We start from the raw sequence: 19,201 nt of genomic DNA on the forward strand, positions 1-19,201 counted from the left end.
ATTTTAGAGGTTCGATTCAGGCTCCTGGTCGGGTTGCGCACCCTCATCGGAATCTTTCGCAATCATGGCCTTGTAGTTTGCCACTACGGAACGGCAGCTCTTGAGGCCCTCCGCCAACCGGCTGTGCGCCTCTTCGATTTCCTTCTCGCTTGGCAATTCGGAACCAGACACCTGTTATCCCATTTCCGATTCGTCGTTTGTCGACCTAATGCATTCGCAACGGCAGAGTTTCTCGGTTCGCCGCTCTGATTTCTCTATTCGGGAGATACCGATCGGAAGGTGCTCAAGTCGCAACAGCTGCCGGATTGCAAGCGCGCGCAATGGCGTTCTCGAGGGCTCGAGGCCTGAACGGCTTGAGCAGGATGCCGACCTTCTTTGGTAGATCGGCCACCGCTTCGGTTTCCGCATAGCCCGTTATGATAAGGGCCGGTATTCCGGGATGAAGCTCGCGAGCCCGCCGAACGAATTCCGTCCCGGACAGGTGCGGCATCGCATAATCGCTGATCAAAAGGTCACACCTGCTCGACCCGTTCTGCAACGCGGTGAGCGCCTCCTTGCCGTTGGCAACCTCGACAACCGAGTGGCCTAGCTCCTCGAGCATTGCTGCCGTGGTGGTTCGCACCTCGGGATGATCGTCCACGAGCAAGATCTTGAGCGGTCGTGTAGCCCTTTCGCCGAGGGGCTCGTCTGTTGTGGCATCGTAGGGCTGATCGGATGCGTCATACGGAGCACGTGGTATCCACAGTTCGGCTGCGGTCCCTCGACCCAGGCTGCTGTCGATACGGAACGCGCCGTTCGACTGCTTTGCGAAACCGTAGACCATCGGAAGGCCGAGCCCGCTGCCCTTCCCCACATCCTTCGTAGTGAAGAAGGGCTCGAGCACCTTCTCCAGATGCTCCGGTGCGATCCCGCTGCCCGTATCCGAAACGCAAATGCGAACATATTCACCGGCTGCAAGCCCTGGCAGTTCTTCCTCGGCTGCACGGCGGCTTTCGATCGAAACCGTTACGGTGCCTCCGCCCGGCATCGCGTCGCGGGCGTTGATGATCAGATTGACTAAAGCAAGCTCGAGCTGTGCTTGGTCTGCAAAAGCATCGGGAACCTCGCCCTCGACGCGCCAATCGAGGTCGACCAGGCCGCCCAGTGTGTGGGTGAGCAGGTCGGACACTGCATTCCGAAGTGCGGCGATCCCGATCGGCCGCGGTTCGAGTGCCTGCTTGCGGGCAAAGGCGAGCAATCGACGGACCAGCTCACTGCCCTGTTCGGCGGCGCGCTTCGTCATACCCAGGATTCGAGCCTCGCCTTCAGCAAGGTTCGCGCGCTTCTCGATAAGCCCGAGCCCGCCGATCACCGCCGCAAGCAGATTGTTGAAATCGTGCGCAATTCCGCCGGTCAGCTTGCCGATCGCGTCCATCTTCTGCGCCTGAACCAGCTTCATCTCTAATGAGCGTTGTTCGGTGACGTCCGTAAGCGTTCCGGCGAATTCTAGCGGACGACCGTCGCTGTCTTTCAGGAGCACCGCCTGGTCTAGGAAGTGCCGGTACGTCCCGTCCGCGCACTGCCATCGATATTCGACGGAACTCCGCCCGCTCTCGCGGCGCATGCCAAGCGCTGCATCAACCGTGTCGCGATCATCAGGGTGAAGCCGTTCGGACCAAATGTCCGGCTGCTTCTGTACGTCTTCGAACGAGAATCCAGTGATCGCACGAAGGTCGCCGCTGACATAGTGGGGCCAGCGCCGTTCCGAGTCATAGGGTTCCAGATAGAGAACCATCGGCAAGGACTGGATGATCGCGGCCTGCCGTTGCTCGGCGCGGCGCAATTCCTGCTCGGCCTTCAGTCGCTCCGCGTTCGCTCGGATCGTCGCGTCGAGGAGAGCCTGCTCCTGCGCGGCCTTTCGCTCGATCTCCTTGGTTTTCGCGAACAGGTCGACGAAGACGGTGACCTTGGACCGCAGGACGACCGGGTCGACGGGTTTGAAGACATAATCCACCGCACCCATGGAATAACCGCGGAGGAGATGTTCGGTTTCCTTGTTGACCGCCGACAGGAAGACGATCGGAATGCCCTTGGTCTGGTGGCGGCTGCGGATGATCTGGGCGGTCTCGTAGCCGTCCATGCCCGGCATGTAGACGTCGAGCAGGATGACGGCGAACTCGCCCCTCAGCAGGTGCCTGAGAGCTTCCTCGCCCGATCGCGCCAGGACCACTTCGCCGAGATCCTCAAGGACGGTCGCAACCGCGAGAAGGTTCCGCTCGTCATCGTCGACCAGAAGGACGCGTGGCCGCCCCCTCTCGGAAGCGAAGGCCGCCGCTCCTTCTTCCGCCAGTGGATTTACCGAAACTTCAGTCACAGGACGGATCATTCCTTACTCTGCCGCCTCCATTGGAGCGGAGGATGCCGAGGCTTCGCGCGCCCGCGCCACCCAGACCCGGAGCAACGCAAGCAGCAGCTCGATATCGACGGGCTTCGCGATGTAATCGGATGCGCCGGCATCGAGGCACTTCTGGCGATCGCCTTTCATGGCCTTCGCGGTGACGGCGATAAGCGCCAAGTCCGCCAGCTCCGGGCGCCTGCGGATCTGCTGCATAGTCTCGTAGCCGTCCATTTCCGGCATCATGATGTCGATCAGCGCCGCATCGACGCCCGGCGTCTGCTCCAGGATCAAGATACCGTCCTTACCCCGCTCCGCATGGAGCACTTCAACATCGTGACTTTCCAGAACGCTTGTCAGGGAGAAGATGTTGCGAATGTCGTCGTCGACGATCAGAACTTTCGCTCCGGCAAGCTCAGGAACCGGCCGTGTCGACGGCAGGGGCGCATCGCCGAGTTTCTTGCGCCGACGCGGCTTCTGCTTCTGCAATTCCTCGACCAGCGGACGGAAGATCCGGACCAATTCGTCGCGCTCCGCAGGCTTCTCCGTCACCCCCGAAGCGCCCATGCCAATAACCGACCGGCTTCGGTCGGCGCCGGAAATCACATGCACCGGAATATGTTTGGTTTCAGGGTCGTGCTTGAGGAGATCGAGGAGCACGAAGCCGTCGATATCGGCTAGGCCCAGGTCGAGCGTTATCGCCGTTGGTTGAAGCTTGCGCGCCATGTTGAGTGTGCCCGCCCCCGCAGTCGAGACGACACCCTTCAATCCAGCCTCATGCGCCGCATCAAGTAGGATGGATGCGAATGTTGGATCGTCCTCGACGATGAGCACGAACGAATCCTTGCCGATCCGGTCCCGATCGTCGCTGACCTCGAACTCGGTCGGCAGGGCGGTGGGAACGACCGCACCGCTGTTGTCGTAGCGCGCAGGCGTCCCGATCGCGGCTGTGGAGGTCAATTCCGCTTCGAGCGGCACGTAGAGCGTGAAGGTCGAGCCTTCGCCTGGCTTCGAACGCACCTGAAGCTCACCCCCCAGAAGGCGTGCGATTTCGCGGCTGATCGAAAGCCCGAGGCCCGTACCGCCATATTTGCGGCTCGTCGTGCCGTCCGCCTGCTGGAAGGCTTCGAAGATGAGCTTCTGCTTGTCTTCGGGAATACCGATGCCGGTATCCGTGACCGAAATCTCCATCGCGCGGTCGGCATTGCGTAGTACCGGATGGTTGGGACTCCAGCCGCTCTCGGCACAGCTGATTCCAAGGGTAACGCTGCCTTTCGAGGTGAACTTGAAGGCGTTCGACAGCAGGTTGAGGACGATCTGCTGCAGCCTCTTCTCGTCGGTGCGGATCGTCTGCGGCAGCTTGCCTTCGACCTCGACGTTGAAGTCGAGGCCTTTGTCCGCGGCGAGCTGACGGAACGTGCGCTCCATGTGCTGCTTGAGGTGCTGCACGGGCATTTCGCCGACCTCGATGGTCACCGTTCCGGACTCAATCTTCGAAAGATCGAGAATGTCGTTGATGAGGTTGAGAAGATCCGAGCCGGCCGAGTTGATGGTCTTCGCAAACTCCACCTGCTTGTCGTTGAGGTTCCCCTGGGCGTTGTCGGACAGGAGTTTCGACAGGATCAGCAGCGAGTTGAGCGGCGTCCGCAGCTCGTGGCTCATGTTCGCCAGGAATTCGGACTTGTACTTCGAGGTGAGCGCAAGCTGCTCGGCCTTCTCCTCGACCGCTCGGCGGGCCATTTCGATTTCGATATTCTTCGCTTCGACCTGCTTTTTCTCGTTCTCGAGCAGCTGCGCTTTCTCCTGAAGCTCCTCGTTGGTCGCGTGGAGTTCCTGCTGCTTGCGGGTGAGCTCAGTCTGTCGAGCCTGAAGTTCCTGCGTGAGCAGCTGCGACTGCTTGAGGAGCCCCTCGGTGCGCATGGTCGCAGCGATCGTGTTCAAGACGATGCCGACCGATTCCATCAGCTGGTCGAGGAAGCTTTGGTGGGTTTCGTTGAACTCGTTGAACGAAGCGAGCTCGATGACCGCTTTCACTTCGTCTTCGAACAGCGCGGGCAGGATGCTGACGCTCGCGGGACGGGCATGACCAAGTCCGGAGCCGATGCGGATGAAATCGGGCGGTACGTCCTTAAGGAGTATGGGCCGGCGATCCGCAGCCGCCTGACCGATCAGGCCTTCGCGAAGGCCGAATTCCTGCTTCAGTTCGTCCTGACTCTCCGCTCCGTAGCTGGCGACCAGCTCGAGCTTGGTCTCGTCGTCCTCGCGCTTGGAAACGTAGAACACGCCGTATTGCGCGTTCACCAGCGGCGCGAGCTCGGACATGATCAGGTTCGACACGGTCGCGAGATCGCGCTCGCCCTGAAGCATGCGCGAGAAGCGGGCGAGGTTGGTCTTCAGCCAATCCTGCTCCGCATTCTTGAGCGTCTGCTCCTTCAGGTTGAGGATCATCTCATTGATGTTGTCCTTGAGCGCAGCCATCTCGCCCTGCGCCTCGACGGCGATGGAGCGGGTAAGGTCGCCCTTGGTCACCGCGGTCGACACTTCGGCGATCGACCGCACCTGGTTGGTCAGGTTCGCGGCGAGCTGGTTCACGTTGTCCGTGAGGTCGCGCCACAAGCCTGCGGCGCCCGGCACCCTCGCCTGCCCGCCGAGCTTGCCTTCGATGCCGACCTCGCGGGCCATGTTCGTGACCTGGTCGCCGAACGTCGAAAGCGTATCGATCATGAAGTTGATGGTGTCGGCGAGGGCCGCGATTTCGCCCTTGGCGTCCACGGTCAGCTTCCGCTTGAGGTTGCCCTGAGCAACCGCGGTCACGACTTCGGCGATGCCGCGGACCTGATTGGTGAGGTTGGTCGCCATCAGGTTCACGTTGTCGGTAAGGTCCTTCCACGTGCCGCCGACGCCCGGCACCTGCGCCTGACCGCCGAGCTTGCCCTCGGTACCCACTTCGCGAGCCACGCGGGTCACTTCGGACGCGAAGCCGTTGAGCTGATCGACCATGGTGTTGATCGTGTTCTTGAGGGCGAGAATTTCGCCCTTAACGTCAACGGTAATCTTCTTCGACAAGTCGCCCTTCGCGACCGCGGTGGTCACGTCGGCGATGTTGCGGACCTGGCCGGTGAGGTTCTCGGCCATCAGGTTCACATTGTCGGTGAGATCTTTCCAGGTGCCGCCGACGCCGCGCACCTGTGCCTGACCGCCGAGCTTTCCTTCCGTTCCCACCTCGCGCGCCACGCGCGTAACTTCCGATGCGAACGAGTTCAGCTGGTCCACCATGACGTTGATGGTGTTCTTGAGCTCAAGGATCTCGCCCTTCACATCGACGGTGATCTTCTTCGACAGGTCGCCGCTGGCCACGGCGGTCGTCACTTCGGCGATGTTGCGCACCTGGCCCGTCAAGTTCGCGGCCATGGCGTTCACATTGTCGGTGAGGTCCTTCCAGGTGCCGCCGACGCCTTCCACCTGCGCCTGACCGCCGAGGCGGCCCTCGGTGCCGACCTCGCGGGCAACGCGAGTCACTTCCGATGCGAACGAGTTCAGCTGGTCCACCATGACGTTGATGGTGTTCTTCAGCTCAAGGATTTCACCCTTTACGTCGACGGTGATCTTCTTGGATAGGTCGCCCAGCGCCACGGCCGTCGTCACCTCGGCGATGTTGCGGACCTGACCCGTCAGGTTCGCGGCCATCAGGTTCACGTTGTCGGTCAAATCGGCCCACGTGCCGCCGACGCCTTCAACCTGCGCCTGACCGCCCAGCTTTCCTTCCGTTCCCACTTCGCGGGCCACGCGGGTCACTTCGGAGGCGAAGGCGTTCAGCTGGTCCACCATCGTATTGATGGTGTTCTTCAGCTCGAGGATTTCACCCTTCACGTCGACGGTGATCTTCTTGGACAAGTCGCCCTTGGCGACGGCGGTGGTCACTTCGGCGATGTTGCGGACCTGACCGGTCAAATTGCCGGCCATCAGGTTCACGCTGTCGGTAAGGTCCGCCCAGGTCCCGGCAACGCCTTCCACCTGCGCCTGACCGCCGAGCTTGCCTTCCGAGCCCACTTCGCGGGCCACGCGGGTCACCTCGGACGCGAACGAGTTGAGCTGGTCCACCATCGTGTTGATGGTGTCCTTCAGCTCCAGAATTTCGCCGCGCACGTCGACGGTGATCTTCTTGGACAAGTCACCGCGAGCCACGGCGGTGGTCACTTCGGCGATGTTACGCACCTGGCCGGTAAGGTTCGCGGCCATCAGGTTCACGTTGTCGGTGAGATCCTTCCACGTGCCTGCAACGCCCGGCACCTGCGCCTGTCCGCCGAGGTTGCCTTCAGTGCCGACCTCGCGGGCCACGCGAGTCACTTCCGAAGCGAAGCCGTTGAGCTGATCCACCATGGTGTTGATGGTGTTCTTGAGCTCGAGGATCTCGCCCTTCACGTCGACGGTGATCTTCTTGGAGAGGTCGCCGCGAGCCACGGCGGTGGTCACCTCTGCGATGTTGCGGACCTGGCCGGTGAGATTCTCAGCCATCAGGTTCACATTGTCCGTGAGGTCCTTCCACGTACCGGCGACGCCTTCGACACGCGCCTGACCGCCCAGCTTTCCTTCCGTGCCCACCTCGCGAGCCACGCGGGTCACCTCCGACGCGAAGCCGTTGAGCTGGTCCACCATGACGTTGATGGTGTTCTTCAGCTCCAAGATCTCGCCCTTCACCTCCACGGTGATCTTCTTGGACAAGTCGCCGCGGGCAACCGCGGTGGTCACCTCGGCGATGTTGCGGACCTGACCGGTAAGGTTGGTGGCCATCGCGTTCACGTTGTCGGTCAGGTCGGCCCAGGTCCCGGCGACGCCTTTCACGCGTGCCTGGCCACCGAGCTTGCCCTCGGTGCCCACTTCGCGGGCCACGCGCGTCACTTCGGAAGCGAAAGACGCGAGCTGCTCGACCATCGTGTTCACGATCTTGCCGATACGGAGGAATTCGCCCCGCAGCGGACGTCCGTCGATCTCCGTGGTCATCGATTGAGAAAGGTCGCCCTTCGCGACCGCGCCGATCACTCGCGAAACTTCCGCGGTCGGCTGCACCATGTCGTCGATGAGCTCGTTGACGGCTCGAAGCTTGCTGTCCCACCCGCCGCTGGCACCACGAACACGGGCGCGCTGGGTGATCTTGCCTTCCTTGCCGACGACCTTCGACAGGCGCTCGAATTCCTCGGTGATCGCCTCGTTCATGCCGACCACCTCGTTGAAGAGGCTGGCAATCTCGCCGTCGATTCCATCGACGGCCTCGGGCAAACGAACGGTGAAGTCGCCCCGTCTCAGCGCACGAAGAGCGCTGACGAGCTGGCGGCGGTCGATAAAGTCCCGCTGGGCTTGGACGTTCACTCTTACTCTCCGGTCGGTTTTACTCCCCCCGCCCGGTTGAAAACATGCAGCCCCCCGGCTGCGGCGAACAAGACACTAGTCGACCGAATTAGTTTCCGCTTCATAAAAATGAACCTCACTTTGGATAGGTCATTTCGGCGGTTGCGTGAGCACGCATTGGCTCGCTAGGGCCGGTCCTATGTCTGGACTGCTCATTCCCGACAATCCGAAGTGAGTCCTTCCGAAGACCTTCTCCGGTTCATCGGATCCAGCTTTCGGTCGGTATGGGCCCTCGAGCTCCTACTCATGCTCAAGCGCGACCAACGCGTCTGGTCGCGGGACGAGCTGGTTGCCACCATGCGGGCGAGCGAACTCGTGGTCAGCAAGGCTCTCGACGCGCTCGTATCGGCCGGTCTAGCGTCGACCGAAGCCGAGGGGGCAGTATACATGCCGGTCAACGACGAGGTCGCCGCCTGCGTCGATCAGCTCGAGCAGGTTTACACCGTCCGGCCCGACGCGGTCCGCCGCGCAATCGTCTCCTCGACGACCAGCGGTGCTGCGGCGTTCGCAAACGCTTTCAAACTGCGGAAGGACTGAGGATGAGCGAAGTCTTCCCGGCAGTCGTTTACGTCCTGTGTTTCCTGACGAGCTCCGCCTGCGCGTGGCTACTCGGGCGCAGCTACAGCCGCTCAAGTATCCGCTTGCTGTTGTGGAGCAGCATCTGCTTCGCATTCCTCGCGCTGAACAACCTGGTCCTCGTCCTCGATCTCGTGGTCTGGCCCCAACCCGAGACCGACCTGCGTTTACCGAGACTTCTGCTGGCGCTGGCGGCGGTCGTCTCGCTGATTTGGGGCTTCATCTGGGACGCTGCAGAGGACTGATCGATGACCCTGTACGACTTCCTATCCGGCGCCGTCGCCTTTGGCTTCCTGGTCTGCGGGCTGTTCTTCCTGCGCTACTGGCACCGTTCGCGGGACGGGCTGTTCCTCGCCTTCGCTTTGGCGTTCGCATTGCTGGGGGTGGGCCAGTCGATCCTCGCGCTGGCAGACATTCCGACAGAGGAAAGAGGAGCTATCTATCTCTTCCGCCTTACGGCATTCCTGCTGATCCTCTTCGCGATCTACCGGAAGAATCGCGTCTCTGCCGGCAATTGAGCCGCTCTAGGCGGGGTCGACGATCCGGATGTGAAGCTCCTTGAGCTGCTTCGGCATGACCGTCGCGGGGGCGTTCATCATCAGGTCTTCCGCCTTCTGATTCATCGGGAAGAGGATGACCTCGCGGATATTGGGCTCGTCGGCCAGCAGCATGACTATGCGGTCGATACCCGGAGCCGATCCACCGTGCGGAGGTGCGCCGAACTTGAAGGCATTGATCATGCCCGCGAAGTTCGTGTCGACTTCTTCCTTGGAATAGCCGGCAATCTCGAACGCCTTGTACATGATGTCCGGACGGTGATTCCGGATCGCCCCGGAACTCAGCTCTACGCCGTTGCAGACGATGTCGTACTGCCACGCCAGGATATCGAGCGGGTCCTTGGTCTCCAGCGCCTCCATCTCACCCTGCGGCATCGAGAATGGATTGTGCGAGAAGTCGACTTTCTTCTGATCGTCATTGTACTCGAACATCGGGAAGTCGACGATCCAGCAAAAGCGGAACGAGTCCTTCTCAATCAGGTCGAGCTGCTCACCGGCGCGCGTACGAGCAGCCCCCGCGAGCCTCGCTGCGTCATCTTCCTTGCCGGCAGCGAAGAAGAGGCCATCGTCAGGGCCGAGGCCCATCGCCTCGGCAATGCGGTTCATGCCCTCTTCGCCATGGTTCTTGGCGATCGGGCCGCCCCACTCGCCACCCTTGCGGGTTGCATAGCCGAGACCCGCGAAGCCTTCGCTCCGTGCCCACTCATTCATGTCGTCGAAGAATTTGCGGCTCTTTTCGGCGGTGCCCGGAGCCGGGACCGCGCGGACGACTGCGCCCTTCTCGACCAGGCCGGCGAACAGGCCGAAGCCCGAGCCTTTGAAATGCTCAGAGACATCGGTGATTAGCAGCGGATTACGGAGATCTGGCTTGTCGCTGCCGTACTTTAGCAGCGCTTCCTTATATGGGATGCGAACGTACTCTCCGGCCGGAGTGACTGAGCGACCGTTCGCGAACTCCTGAAACACACCCGAGAGCACCGGCTCGATCGCATTGAACACGTCCTCCTGGGTGACGAAGCTCATCTCGAAGTCGAGCTGGTAGAATTCGCCCGGGCTACGGTCGGCGCGAGCGTCTTCGTCGCGGAAACAGGGCGCGATCTGGAAATAGCGGTCGAAGCCCGCGACCATGATCAGCTGCTTGAACATCTGCGGCGCCTGCGGGAGCGCATAGAACTTGCCCGGGTGGACGCGGCTTGGGACGAGATAGTCGCGCGCGCCTTCCGGCGAGCTGGCGGTCAGGATCGGCGTCTGGAACTCGGTGAAGCCTTGGTCGATCATGCGGCGACGGATCGAGCTGATCACCGCCGAGCGAAGCATGATGTTCGCGTGTACCTGCTCCCGGCGAAGGTCGAGGTAGCGGTACTTGAGGCGGATATCTTCCGGATAGTCCTGCTCACCAGCGACCGGCATGGGCAGCTCGGCTGCGGCCGACTGGACGACCACTTCACGGGCAACGACCTCGATCTCACCCGTCGGAAGCTTCTTGTTCACGACCTCCGGACCGCGAGCAACGACATCACCAGTGATCGAGACAACCGATTCGGCGCGCAAAGCGTCCAGCTGCTCGAGCATCGGGCTTCCAGCGGCCGCCACTACCTGCGTGATCCCGAAATGATCGCGAAGGTCGATGAACAGGACGCCGCCGTGATCCCGCTTCCGATGGATCCAGCCGGAGATACGGACGGACGAGCCGACGTCGGAAGCGCGGAGCTGCCCGCAATTATGAGTGCGATAAGGGTGCATTTGCCTGCCGATAGCGATGTTCGGAAATTCGCGGCGGCACTCACTGGCGCAAAGCCTTTTGTCAACCCGGCCACTGGCCGCTAATGCCGCCCCAGACCCATGCGAATCCATCCTTTGATCACCCGGTCCGATGACCTGGTTCCCCTTGTCGAGCGCCTCTCCAAGCACCCGTTCGTCGCAGTGGACACCGAGTTCATGCGCGAGAACACCTATTGGCCGGACCTCTGTCTGATCCAGATCGCGAGCCCGGAAGAAGCCGCGGCAATCGATCCGAAGGCGGATATCGACCTCGACCCTCTCCTCAACCTGCTCGTGAAGCAGGAGGAAGTCCTGAAGGTCTTCCACGCGGGAGGTCAGGATCTCGAAATCATCTACAACCTGACCGGCAAGACGCCCTCGCCCCTGTTCGACACCCAGATCGCGGCCATGGCGCTCGGGCACGGTGAGCAGGTCGGTTACTCCAACCTCATCGAATCGATGCTCGGTCACAACATCGACAAGGGGGCGCGCTTCACCGATTGGAGCCGCCGGCCGCTCGACAAGCGCCAGATCGACTATGCAATCGCCGACGTAACCCACCTCGCTACCGTCTTCCCGAAGCTGCTGAACCGGCTGAAGAAGACGGGCCGCGGTGGATGGTTGGACGAGGAGATGGAACGGCTCGCGAATCCGATGAGCTTCGCGTTTGAGCCTGAAGACGCGTGGAAGCGCCTGAAACTTCCGAGCCGAAATCCTGCGGTGCTCGGTCGCCTAAAGGCGCTCGCCGGATGGCGCGAGACCGAGGCACGGACGAAGAATATCCCGAGAGGCCGGATCGTGAAGGACGATACGCTCGGCGAGCTCGCCGCACACCCTCCGAAGACGCAGGATGACCTTGGACGGGTACGCGGGCTCTCCGCGGGGTGGCGGACAAACGATATCGGCGCTCGCCTGATGGCTGCCGTCGAGGCGGCAGCTGCTTTGGAGCCGCACGAGCTTCCCGATCGCGAGCCGCGTCGGCCTGGCCTTACTAAGGACGCCGCTTTGGTTAGCGACCTCCTCAAGCTGCTCCTCAAGATCCGGGCGAAAGAAACCGGTGTCGCTCCGAGGCTGATCGCGCGATCGGACGACCTGGAAGCTCTCGCGGCCGGCGTTCGCAAGGATTTGAACATATTGAGTGGCTGGAGGTTCGAGGAATTCGGCCGAGACGCGCTCGATCTCGTCGAGGGCCGGCTGGCTTTTGCGATCGAGAACGGGAAGCTGAAGATGAGCCGCGTCGTGGAGCAGGAAACGGTCGATGCGTAAGCTGGTCGTGTTAGCCCCGCTCCTAGCTGCTGCCTGCAGCACCGTCCCAGCAGATGGACCCGCTCTCGCCGGCTCCTGCAGCAACAAGGGGCTGAGCGCTTTCGCCGGACAGGACGCGACCGCCGACATCGGTGCCGAGATCATGAGCAAATCGGGCGCTCATGTACTGCGCTGGGTACCGAACGGCTCGGTCGTCACGATGGAGTTCAGCGCCGACCGGGTGACGATCTATCTGGACGCCAACAACAAGATCGAGCGAGTCAGCTGCAGCTAGGCCGCGTCGCCGATCATTCTTGCCTGTGACAGCGCACGCCGGATGGTGGGCATGGTCACCCGCGCCCGCTCGGCAATGGCGAAACGGTCGACTTCCTCGACGGCGCGCTCCGCTGTCCAATATTCGCGACTGAGCCGCTCGGACATAAAGCGGAGAGCATCGGGCGGTACATGCAGCCCGCGATCCGCGAACAATAGCTGAATCAACGCCCCGAACAGCTTGTCGTCGGGCTGATTGACCCTCGCAATTGGGGTGATCGCCAGCCGAGTGCGCAGATCGGGAAGCCTGGGCGCCCAAGCCGGGGGCGCCTCGTCAGCGACCATCACCAACGGAAGGCCACTGTCCTGGGCGTCGTTCCATGCGTGGAAAACTTCCTCCTCGTCCCGGGTGTCAGCCTGATCGATCAGGCGACCGCCGACGCGCTCGGCGAAGGTTCGCGCGAGCAGAGTGCGGCCGGACCTTCGAGGGCCCGTCAGGACCGTCGCCTTGACCGGCCACATGCTCCAGTGACGGAAATGTTCGAACGCCTCGCGGTTGGCGTCGGAGACGATGAAGCGCGATTCGCCTTCTGTCTGGGGCCAGTCGAGGGGAAGCGCGATCTGGTCCGCGCCGCGCTTCATTCATTTCCCCTGGGTGGGTTGGCCGGAGGGGCCTGCGCAGGCTGGGCCGGCTGAGGCGGGGCGGGCGGCGCCAGAGGCGGCGGCCCCTTTCCAGAGGAAGTCATACGCAGAACGAATCCATTCTGCTCGACGCTCCAGCCGCGAGCCGTCAGGGCCGCACGAAGGGCTGGCAGTTCGCCGCGGAAGGTGACGTTCACATAGCTGACGCCGCCCGGATTGATGCTCACCGGAACAACCTGGTCGACGCCGCCAGTCGTGCGAAGGTGGGCCATGGCAAAGTTATAGATGTTCACGTCGGGCGAGACGATCTGCACCTGGTATGTCCACGGCCGTCCAGCGACCGGCTTCGGCGCCTCTTCAACGACTTCCGGCGGTGGCGGAGGCTCAGGAATGTCGAGGCTGCGATCGCGTACCAGCCTGCCGTCGGCAAGCGCCTCTGCAAATATCTGATCCATGCGCTGCACACCTGCCCGCATGACCTGGAGCGCGCTTGCACCGGCAGGCGCTGAAATGGTGAAGGCGCCGACCGGCTGCCTGTCCGGCCCATGATAGCCAACGAATTTCGCGAAGACCGGTCCACCCGGGTAGAGGCGCTGGAACTCCACCTGCGCCACCAGGATGTCCGCAGCTCCGTACAGGTCGATGATGTTACGCCACCAGCCGCGACCTGGCCGATCCGTCTGCGCCGCATTCACCAGCAGCGGATCAATTCCGGAGCCGGTGACCCGGACGTAATCGATCGGGCTTTGCGAAGTCCGGAACTCCGCCCACGCCCGCTGCCAAGGATTGCGAAGTTCGACGGAGGTCTCTGAGCCTGCTGTAACGAGGACCGGCACAAGAATCATGGGTGCCGAACGGCGGACGTCTCCGCCTACGCCGAGTATTTCCGCCGAGCGGGCCCGGTCGAAGAGGATTCCGAGGTCGGCGATATAGCGATTCGGCCCGATCTGCTCACGTTCGACCACAATCGAGCTCACCAGTTCGTCCAGAGTCGAATCCGGAACGGTCGGTGCCTCGGTCACAGGGCGGTTGTGCGCCTTGGCCCAATATGCCCTGAACCCTTGCCGCTGGGCGATGCGCCAACCTTCGTAGCGAGCCGACTGGCCGTCCTTGCCCATCACGTCGACATGAATTCCGGTGACTTCAAGCGTCCCCGAGCTGTCGATCGGCGCAATGCCGCGCTCACCCGCTTCCATCTGCGCGTAGAGCACCCCCGATAGACCGAGGACCGCGGAGAGCAGGATCAGAAGGGAAACGAGGCGGCGGCGGAGCATTCGCGCTGCCTTTTGGCGACAACGGCGTGGAAATCCAAGCGGCTTGTGGCTAGGCGGCCCCTGATGTCCAACAAGCCGCTGACCTATGCAGACGCCGGAGTGTCGATCGACGCGGGGAACGCGCTCGTCAAAACGATCGGACCGCTCGCCCGCTCAACCGCCCGGCCGGGGGCCGATGCGGAGCTTGGCGGCTTCGGCGGATTCTTCGACCTGAAGGCGGCAGGTTACGATGATCCACTGCTGGTGGCCGCCAACGACGGCGTCGGAACCAAGCTGAAGCTCGCGATCGAGGCGGGCAATCATCGCGGCGTCGGCATCGACCTCGTTGCGATGTGCGCCAACGACCTGATCGTCCAGGGCGCCGAGCCGTTGTTCTTCCTCGACTATTACGCGACCGGAAAGCTCGACAATGCCATCGCGGCCGAAGTTGTCGCATCCATCGCCGATGGCTGCCGCCAGGCAGGCTGCGCGTTGATTGGCGGCGAAACGGCCGAAATGCCGGGCATGTATTCCGAAGGCGACTACGACCTCGCGGGGTTCTGCGTTGGCGCCGTCGATCGCAGCAAAGTGTTGACCGGGAAGGAAATCGCGCCGGGAGACATGGTTCTCGGCCTCGCCAGCTCAGGCGTCCACAGCAATGGCTTCTCGCTCGTTCGCAAGATCATCGCGGATCGCAATTGGGATCTCGACGCGCGCTACCCTTGGGCGGAAGGCCGAACGTTAAGCGAAATACTTCTCGAACCGACCCGAATCTACGTGCGGTCGCTGCTCCCGCTCGTCCAGCAGGGGCGAATCAAAGGATTGGCGCACATCACCGGCGGCGGGCTGCTGGAGAACATTCCGCGCGTGCTTCCGGCCAACCGGCATGCCGTCATCGATGCCGGCGCCTGGGTCCCGCTCCCGGTTTTTGAACTGCTCCGCGAGGGAGGCAACGTCGATCCTGCGGAAATGGTCAGGACTTTCAACTGCGGCGTCGGGATGGTCGTTGTTGTCGCTGCCTCCGAGGCCGACGGCGTCACTGCGCTTCTCGAACAGGCAGGCGAAACCGTCTCCCGAATTGGCCGGATAGACGAAGGCCCGCGCGGCTGCACCGTGAACGGTCCCGAGGGCAGCTGGACCGCAACGCATAATGCGTGATCCCCGCCGGGTCGCTATCCTCATTTCCGGGCGCGGCAGCAACATGCAGGCGCTCGCCGAGAAAGCGACCGGCTTTGAAGTCGCGCTCGTCGCCTCCAACAAACCGCAGGCGGCTGGCCTGGATTGGGCCCGTGAGCGGGGCCTTCCGACCTGGGCCTGGACAGCAAGGGAGTCGACAAGGAAGAGTTCGACCGAACATTGAGCGCGGCCCTGGAAGAGCACCGCGTGGGCACGATCGCCCTCGCTGGTTTCATGCGAATCCTCTCTCCTTGGTTCATCGGGCAATGGCGCGGGCGAATCCTCAACATCCACCCTTCCCTCCTTCCCAAATATCGGGGCCTGGATACGCACGCCCGCGCGCTTGAAGCCGGCGACGCGGCCGGGGGCTGTTCGGTGCATATCGTTACTGAGGAACTCGATGCGGGCGAAGTGCTCGGCCAGGCTGAAGTACCTGTCGAGCCCGGCGACACACCTACGACGCTAGAACAACGCGTCCTGGCGGCCGAGCATGAGCTGTATCCGAGAATTCTCAGCGAGTTCGTGAAGCGATGACGAAATCATTGGACCGCGTGCGGCAGGCGGCCCTGGAACTGCCCGAGACCGAAGAACGACTCTCGCACGGCCAAGCGACTTTCTTCGTTGCCGGAAAGCAGTTCGCGCAATTTCGCGACAATCACCACAGCGACGGAAAGACGGTCGTCTGCGTTCGAACCAGCAGTCTCGACGAACAGGCGATGCTGCTTGAGAGTCATCCCGAGACCTATTCGAAGCCGGCTTACCTTCATCATGCGGGCTGGATTTCGGTGAATCTGACGGGCGAAGCGGTCGACTGGGGCCATGTCGCCGACCGCATCGCGGAAAGCTGGGAGCTTGCGGCGCCGCGGCGCTTGCTCGAAGCAGGTGGCCGATGAACGATTCGCCTTCGAACGAAGCCAAGAGACGATCGCGCCTCCGCTGGGTAACCCTCGGCGAATCGATCGCGATCGCAGCCCTGCTCGTCTCCGCCGTCGGAGTCTGGATCAGCTGGAAGACCGATAGCGGCGACAAGGGCCCGACGACTGTCGTCGAAAAGAGGCAGGCGATTCCGCTCACGCTCCGCGGCAAGGTGCAAAGCGACGGGCGAAGCCTGGAAATCACGCCCGTCGAAGACAGCCATGCGCTTCAATCGCTGACCGTCGCGCTTCCCGAGGCCGACGCCATCGAAGTCGGAAGCGACGGCCAACTCAGCGCTAGCGATGTCGAATCCGCCCTCGGAAAGTCGGCAGCCGACGGAAAAGGCACGCACCGTGTCCGCGCCCGGATGGTCGCCAAATATGTAGAAGCCGGCGCCGACAAGTCGGCCACCGGCTCCTACGTAATCAGTTATCGGTGGGAAGGCGGCGGCCTGTTCGGCGGCCGCTCCCTGCGACTAGTCAGCCTGAGCCGTTAGCCGACGATTTCTTCGGGCTTGAAGAAGAAGTCGATTTCGATCTTCGCATTTTCGTCGCTGTCCGAACCGTGGACCGAATTGGCCTCTATCGATTCAGCGAATTCCTTGCGGATCGTGCCTTCGGCGGCATCGGCGGGGTTGGTCGCGCCCATCACTTCGCGATTGCGAAGGACGGCGTTCTCACCCTCGAGGACCTGAACCACGACCGGACCCGACGTCATGAAGGCGCACAGGTCGTTGTAGAACGGACGCTCTTTATGAACGGCGTAGAAGCCTTCCGCCTGATCGCGGGTCATGTGGATCCGCTTCGAAGCAACGACGCGGAGACCCGCATCCTCAAGCTTCTTGGTGATCGCACCGGTCAGGTTGCGGCGGGTGGCATCGGGCTTGATGATCGAAAAGGTGCGCGTAGCGGCCATGGCCGTGCGGTCTCCTGAAACAAAGGGTTGGGATTAGCCGCAGCGCCTAGCGGCACGCGGTAGACGGGGCAAGGGTCAGCTCTTCTGGACCCATTTCCCCTGCTCGTCCTGAGCCCAGTAACGGCGCTCGATCCCTTCCCTGCCTGCGAGCAGCTTCCAGGCCACGCGCGCGCCTTCCAGGGTCGCGGCATCGAACAAGTAGAATGCGCGATCGAAGGTCAGCGCCACTTCTCTCCACTGGCCGTCGGCGATCAGCACGTTCCGAGCGAGGTTAGGCGCATCGTTACTGTTCGACAGCAGGATAGGCTGGCGGGCGTCATCGCTTCCGCCCGAAGGCGCGTGGGGCAGGAAGCTGGTCGCCCCCTGATCCCAGAGCATGCGGTCCAGCCTCCCCAGCAGATTTTCGTCCTCCGCGACGATGAGCAGGCGCTTCCTCTCCACGAGGAGCCGTTGCGAAATCGCGGAAATCACCTGCTCGAGCGGCGTTCGTCCGAGCTGGTAGAAGTCGACCTGCATCCAGGCGTCAGCGTGCCTCCACCGACGCTTCGACGAAGCGATCGATGAGCCTTACGCCATAACCGGTCGCGCCCTTGTCGTACGTGCTGTTCGGCTTGTCCGACCAGGCCATGCCGGCAATGTCGAGATGCGCCCACCGGGTGCCGTTCTCGACGAACCGGTGGATGAACTGGGCGGCGGTGATCGAGCCGCCTTCGCGGGGACCGACGTTCTTCATGTCGGCGATCGGCGAATCGATCAGCTTGTCGAACGACTCCGCCATCGGCTGGCGCCAGAGCTTGTCGCCCGACGACTTGGAAGCGTCGAGCAGCTGGTTGGCGAGGTCGTCGTCCGGCGTGAACAGGCCGCCGAACTCGTGACCAAGGCTGATGACGATAGCGCCCGTGAGCGTCGCGAGGTCGACAACGATCTTCGGCTTGTAGTTGCGCTGGACGTAGGTGATCGCATCGGCAAGCACGAGCCGACCTTCCGCGTCGGTGTTGATCACCTCGATGGTCTGGCCCGACATGCTAGTCACGACGTCGCCGGGCCGCTGCGCATTTCCGTCAGGCATGTTTTCGACGAGTCCGCAGATTGCGACGATGTTCGCCTTTGCCTTGCGCTTGGCGAGCGCGAGCATGGCGCCCGCGACTGCTCCGGCGCCGCCCATGTCCCACTTCATGGCTTCCATGCCGGCAGCCGGCTTGATCGAGATGCCGCCGGTGTCGAACGTGACTCCCTTGCCGACGAAAGCCACGGGCGCGTCGCCGTCCTTGCCGCCGTTCCAGCGCAGGATGAGCAGGCGCCCGTCACGGACGGAGCCTTGCGCGACACCGAGCAGCGCGCCCATGCCCAGCTTCTTCATCGCCGCACCATCCAGCACTTCGACTTCAAGGCCGGAACCTTTGACGGCGGCCTGGACGCGCTCGACGAAGGTCTCGGGGTAGATGATGTTCGCAGGCTCGGTCACCAGTTCGCGAGTGAGGCCCACCCCTTCGTAAACGGGCTTCCAGCGCTTCTCCCAGATGCCCGCCGAATCCGCCGGCGCACCGACAATCGTCAGCTCCGTCAAGGTCGGCTTCTGCTTGTCCTTGAGCTTCGTCCGGTAACGGTCATACCGCCAAGCCCGGAGCGCTGCGGCAAGCGCGACGCGAGCGGCCGAATCCGCATCATAGTTAAGCCCCGAAAGGTCGAGCACGGCCTGCTTCTCGCCAGAGGTCAGCAGGCGCCCCACGAGGGCGCCGCCAAGCTTCTCGGCTGCCTCGGACGGACCCGTGCCATCACCGGTACCGACGACGATCAGGCGCCGAACGCCACCGTCGGCGGGAATGAACAGCTCGGCCGCGCTTCCGGAATCCCCCTCGAACCTTTGGCTCTTCAGCGCGGCGTCGACCGCAGACCTGTCAGCGCCCAGGCTGTCGAGCGCGATACGGTTCTTACCCGAGACTGGAAGCACGAGGGCGAAATCGCCTGAAGGCCGGCTGTCGGCAAAACGAATTTTCATCAAGGAAAGTCCTGCGAATGTCTTGATCTGACGGATATGCAGCGCCTCTTAAGACCCACCCGCCGCAATAGCAAAGGCCTCCCATGCAAGGCGGATTGTGGACTGCCTG

General features: G+C 62.6%; 17 protein-coding genes and 1 pseudogene. 9 read left to right on the top strand and 9 right to left on the bottom strand.

All coding sequences use genetic code 11. The features are described 5' to 3' along the window. Positions 1 to 3: 3 nt before the first annotated feature. From ACMC5O_RS05780 to ACMC5O_RS05790, 3 genes are all read right to left on the bottom strand, one after another. Positions 4 to 171, bottom strand: a complete 168-nt coding sequence (locus ACMC5O_RS05780) for a hypothetical protein (protein WP_187709557.1) — start codon at positions 169 to 171, stop codon at positions 4 to 6. Between the two features lie 112 nt (positions 172 to 283). Beyond that, positions 284 to 2,353: a response regulator gene (locus tag ACMC5O_RS05785; RefSeq protein WP_426693418.1), complete on the bottom strand. Its 2,070-nt coding sequence runs from the start codon at positions 2,351 to 2,353 to the stop codon at positions 284 to 286. A gap of 15 nt (positions 2,354 to 2,368) precedes the next feature. Next, positions 2,369 to 7,741: a HAMP domain-containing protein gene (locus ACMC5O_RS05790; protein ID WP_426693419.1), complete on the bottom strand. Its 5,373-nt coding sequence runs from the start codon at positions 7,739 to 7,741 to the stop codon at positions 2,369 to 2,371. 285 nt (positions 7,742 to 8,026) lie between these two features. Between ACMC5O_RS05790 and ACMC5O_RS05795 the strand changes: the two genes are divergently transcribed. Genes ACMC5O_RS05795 through ACMC5O_RS05805 form a run of 3 tightly spaced genes read left to right on the top strand, consistent with a single transcriptional unit; the run spans position 8,027 to position 8,874 of the window. Beyond that, positions 8,027 to 8,317, top strand: coding sequence for a hypothetical protein (locus tag ACMC5O_RS05795; protein ID WP_187709556.1), 291 nt, complete (start codon positions 8,027 to 8,029; stop codon positions 8,315 to 8,317). A 2-nt stretch (positions 8,318 to 8,319) separates the two neighbouring features. Continuing rightward, entirely contained in the window at positions 8,320 to 8,601 is a 282-nt protein-coding gene (locus tag ACMC5O_RS05800; RefSeq protein WP_187709555.1) for a DUF5985 family protein, read from the top strand. Between the two features lie 3 nt (positions 8,602 to 8,604). Then, complete coding sequence (locus tag ACMC5O_RS05805) at positions 8,605 to 8,874, top strand: DUF5985 family protein (RefSeq protein WP_187709554.1); 270 nt, start codon at positions 8,605 to 8,607, stop codon at positions 8,872 to 8,874. A 6-nt stretch (positions 8,875 to 8,880) separates the two neighbouring features. Here the strand turns inward: ACMC5O_RS05805 and aspS are convergent, their stop codons facing one another. Beyond that, a complete protein-coding gene (gene aspS / locus ACMC5O_RS05810) occupies positions 8,881 to 10,656 on the bottom strand; it encodes an aspartate--tRNA ligase (RefSeq protein ID WP_187709553.1) in 1,776 nt (591 codons plus the stop codon). A gap of 99 nt (positions 10,657 to 10,755) precedes the next feature. On the opposite strand from aspS, the gene rnd reads away from it, so the two are divergent. Together rnd and ACMC5O_RS05820 are read left to right on the top strand one after the other, a co-directional pair. Continuing rightward, positions 10,756 to 11,940 (top strand): ribonuclease D, encoded by a 1,185-nt coding sequence (gene rnd / locus ACMC5O_RS05815; RefSeq protein WP_187709552.1) that lies wholly within the window; start codon positions 10,756 to 10,758, stop codon positions 11,938 to 11,940. Continuing rightward, complete coding sequence (locus ACMC5O_RS05820; protein WP_187709551.1) at positions 11,933 to 12,214, top strand: I78 family peptidase inhibitor; 282 nt, start codon at positions 11,933 to 11,935, stop codon at positions 12,212 to 12,214. Before rnd ends, ACMC5O_RS05820 begins: the two co-directional genes overlap by 8 nt. On the opposite strand, the gene ACMC5O_RS05825 is transcribed toward ACMC5O_RS05820, so the two are convergent. Together ACMC5O_RS05825 and ACMC5O_RS05830 are read right to left on the bottom strand one after the other, a co-directional pair. Continuing rightward, complete coding sequence (locus ACMC5O_RS05825) at positions 12,211 to 12,834, bottom strand: DnaA ATPase domain-containing protein (RefSeq protein WP_187709550.1); 624 nt, start codon at positions 12,832 to 12,834, stop codon at positions 12,211 to 12,213. The genes ACMC5O_RS05820 and ACMC5O_RS05825 overlap by 4 nt on opposite strands. Next, positions 12,831 to 14,108, bottom strand: a complete 1,278-nt coding sequence (locus ACMC5O_RS05830; protein ID WP_187709549.1) for a heavy-metal-associated domain-containing protein — start codon at positions 14,106 to 14,108, stop codon at positions 12,831 to 12,833. The genes ACMC5O_RS05825 and ACMC5O_RS05830 overlap by 4 nt, the downstream gene beginning before the upstream one ends. Before the next feature lie 63 nt (positions 14,109 to 14,171). Between ACMC5O_RS05830 and purM the strand changes: the two genes are divergently transcribed. From purM to ACMC5O_RS05850, 4 genes and pseudogenes are all read left to right on the top strand, one after another. Continuing rightward, positions 14,172 to 15,245, top strand: a complete 1,074-nt coding sequence (purM, locus tag ACMC5O_RS05835; protein WP_187709548.1) for a phosphoribosylformylglycinamidine cyclo-ligase — start codon at positions 14,172 to 14,174, stop codon at positions 15,243 to 15,245. Beyond that, positions 15,238 to 15,797: pseudogene (gene purN, locus ACMC5O_RS05840) on the top strand (phosphoribosylglycinamide formyltransferase). The gene purM and the pseudogene purN overlap by 8 nt, the downstream one beginning before the upstream one ends. Further along, entirely contained in the window at positions 15,794 to 16,156 is a 363-nt protein-coding gene (locus tag ACMC5O_RS05845; protein ID WP_187709547.1) for an MmcQ/YjbR family DNA-binding protein, read from the top strand. The pseudogene purN and the gene ACMC5O_RS05845 overlap by 4 nt, the downstream one beginning before the upstream one ends. Next, positions 16,153 to 16,674, top strand: a complete 522-nt coding sequence (locus ACMC5O_RS05850; protein WP_187709546.1) for a hypothetical protein — start codon at positions 16,153 to 16,155, stop codon at positions 16,672 to 16,674. The genes ACMC5O_RS05845 and ACMC5O_RS05850 overlap by 4 nt, the downstream gene beginning before the upstream one ends. Here the strand turns inward: ACMC5O_RS05850 and ndk are convergent. From ndk to ACMC5O_RS05865, 3 genes are all read right to left on the bottom strand, one after another. After that, positions 16,671 to 17,093, bottom strand: a complete 423-nt coding sequence (gene ndk / locus ACMC5O_RS05855) for a nucleoside-diphosphate kinase (protein WP_187709545.1) — start codon at positions 17,091 to 17,093, stop codon at positions 16,671 to 16,673. The two genes, ACMC5O_RS05850 and ndk, sit on opposite strands and share 4 nt — an antisense overlap. A 75-nt stretch (positions 17,094 to 17,168) precedes the next feature. Next, complete coding sequence (locus ACMC5O_RS05860) at positions 17,169 to 17,609, bottom strand: DNA polymerase III subunit chi (RefSeq protein ID WP_426693420.1); 441 nt, start codon at positions 17,607 to 17,609, stop codon at positions 17,169 to 17,171. 7 nt (positions 17,610 to 17,616) lie between these two features. Continuing rightward, entirely contained in the window at positions 17,617 to 19,092 is a 1,476-nt protein-coding gene (locus ACMC5O_RS05865) for a leucyl aminopeptidase (RefSeq protein WP_426693421.1), read from the bottom strand. Between the last annotated feature and the right edge of the window lie 109 nt (positions 19,093 to 19,201).

It is taken from the genome of Sphingomonas sediminicola, from assembly GCF_049991885.1.
Classification (GTDB): domain Bacteria; phylum Pseudomonadota; class Alphaproteobacteria; order Sphingomonadales; family Sphingomonadaceae; genus Sphingomicrobium; species Sphingomicrobium sediminicola.

Coding starts and splice junctions, on each gene's coding strand:
- ACMC5O_RS05795 (WP_187709556.1), top strand. CDS start 8,027: ATGCTCAAGCGCGACCAACGCGTCTGGTCGCGGGACGAGCTGGTTGCC.
- ACMC5O_RS05800 (WP_187709555.1), top strand. CDS start 8,320: ATGAGCGAAGTCTTCCCGGCAGTCGTTTACGTCCTGTGTTTCCTGACG.
- ACMC5O_RS05805 (WP_187709554.1), top strand. CDS start 8,605: ATGACCCTGTACGACTTCCTATCCGGCGCCGTCGCCTTTGGCTTCCTG.
- aspS (WP_187709553.1), bottom strand. CDS start 10,656: ATGCACCCTTATCGCACTCATAATTGCGGGCAGCTCCGCGCTTCCGAC.
- rnd (WP_187709552.1), top strand. CDS start 10,756: ATGCGAATCCATCCTTTGATCACCCGGTCCGATGACCTGGTTCCCCTT.
- ACMC5O_RS05820 (WP_187709551.1), top strand. CDS start 11,933: ATGCGTAAGCTGGTCGTGTTAGCCCCGCTCCTAGCTGCTGCCTGCAGC.
- ACMC5O_RS05825 (WP_187709550.1), bottom strand. CDS start 12,834: ATGAAGCGCGGCGCGGACCAGATCGCGCTTCCCCTCGACTGGCCCCAG.
- ACMC5O_RS05830 (WP_187709549.1), bottom strand. CDS start 14,108: ATGCTCCGCCGCCGCCTCGTTTCCCTTCTGATCCTGCTCTCCGCGGTC.
- purM (WP_187709548.1), top strand. CDS start 14,172: ATGTCCAACAAGCCGCTGACCTATGCAGACGCCGGAGTGTCGATCGAC.
- ACMC5O_RS05845 (WP_187709547.1), top strand. CDS start 15,794: ATGACGAAATCATTGGACCGCGTGCGGCAGGCGGCCCTGGAACTGCCC.
- ACMC5O_RS05850 (WP_187709546.1), top strand. CDS start 16,153: ATGAACGATTCGCCTTCGAACGAAGCCAAGAGACGATCGCGCCTCCGC.
- ndk (WP_187709545.1), bottom strand. CDS start 17,093: ATGGCCGCTACGCGCACCTTTTCGATCATCAAGCCCGATGCCACCCGC.
- ACMC5O_RS05860 (WP_426693420.1), bottom strand. CDS start 17,609: ATGCAGGTCGACTTCTACCAGCTCGGACGAACGCCGCTCGAGCAGGTG.
- ACMC5O_RS05865 (WP_426693421.1), bottom strand. CDS start 19,092: ATGAAAATTCGTTTTGCCGACAGCCGGCCTTCAGGCGATTTCGCCCTC.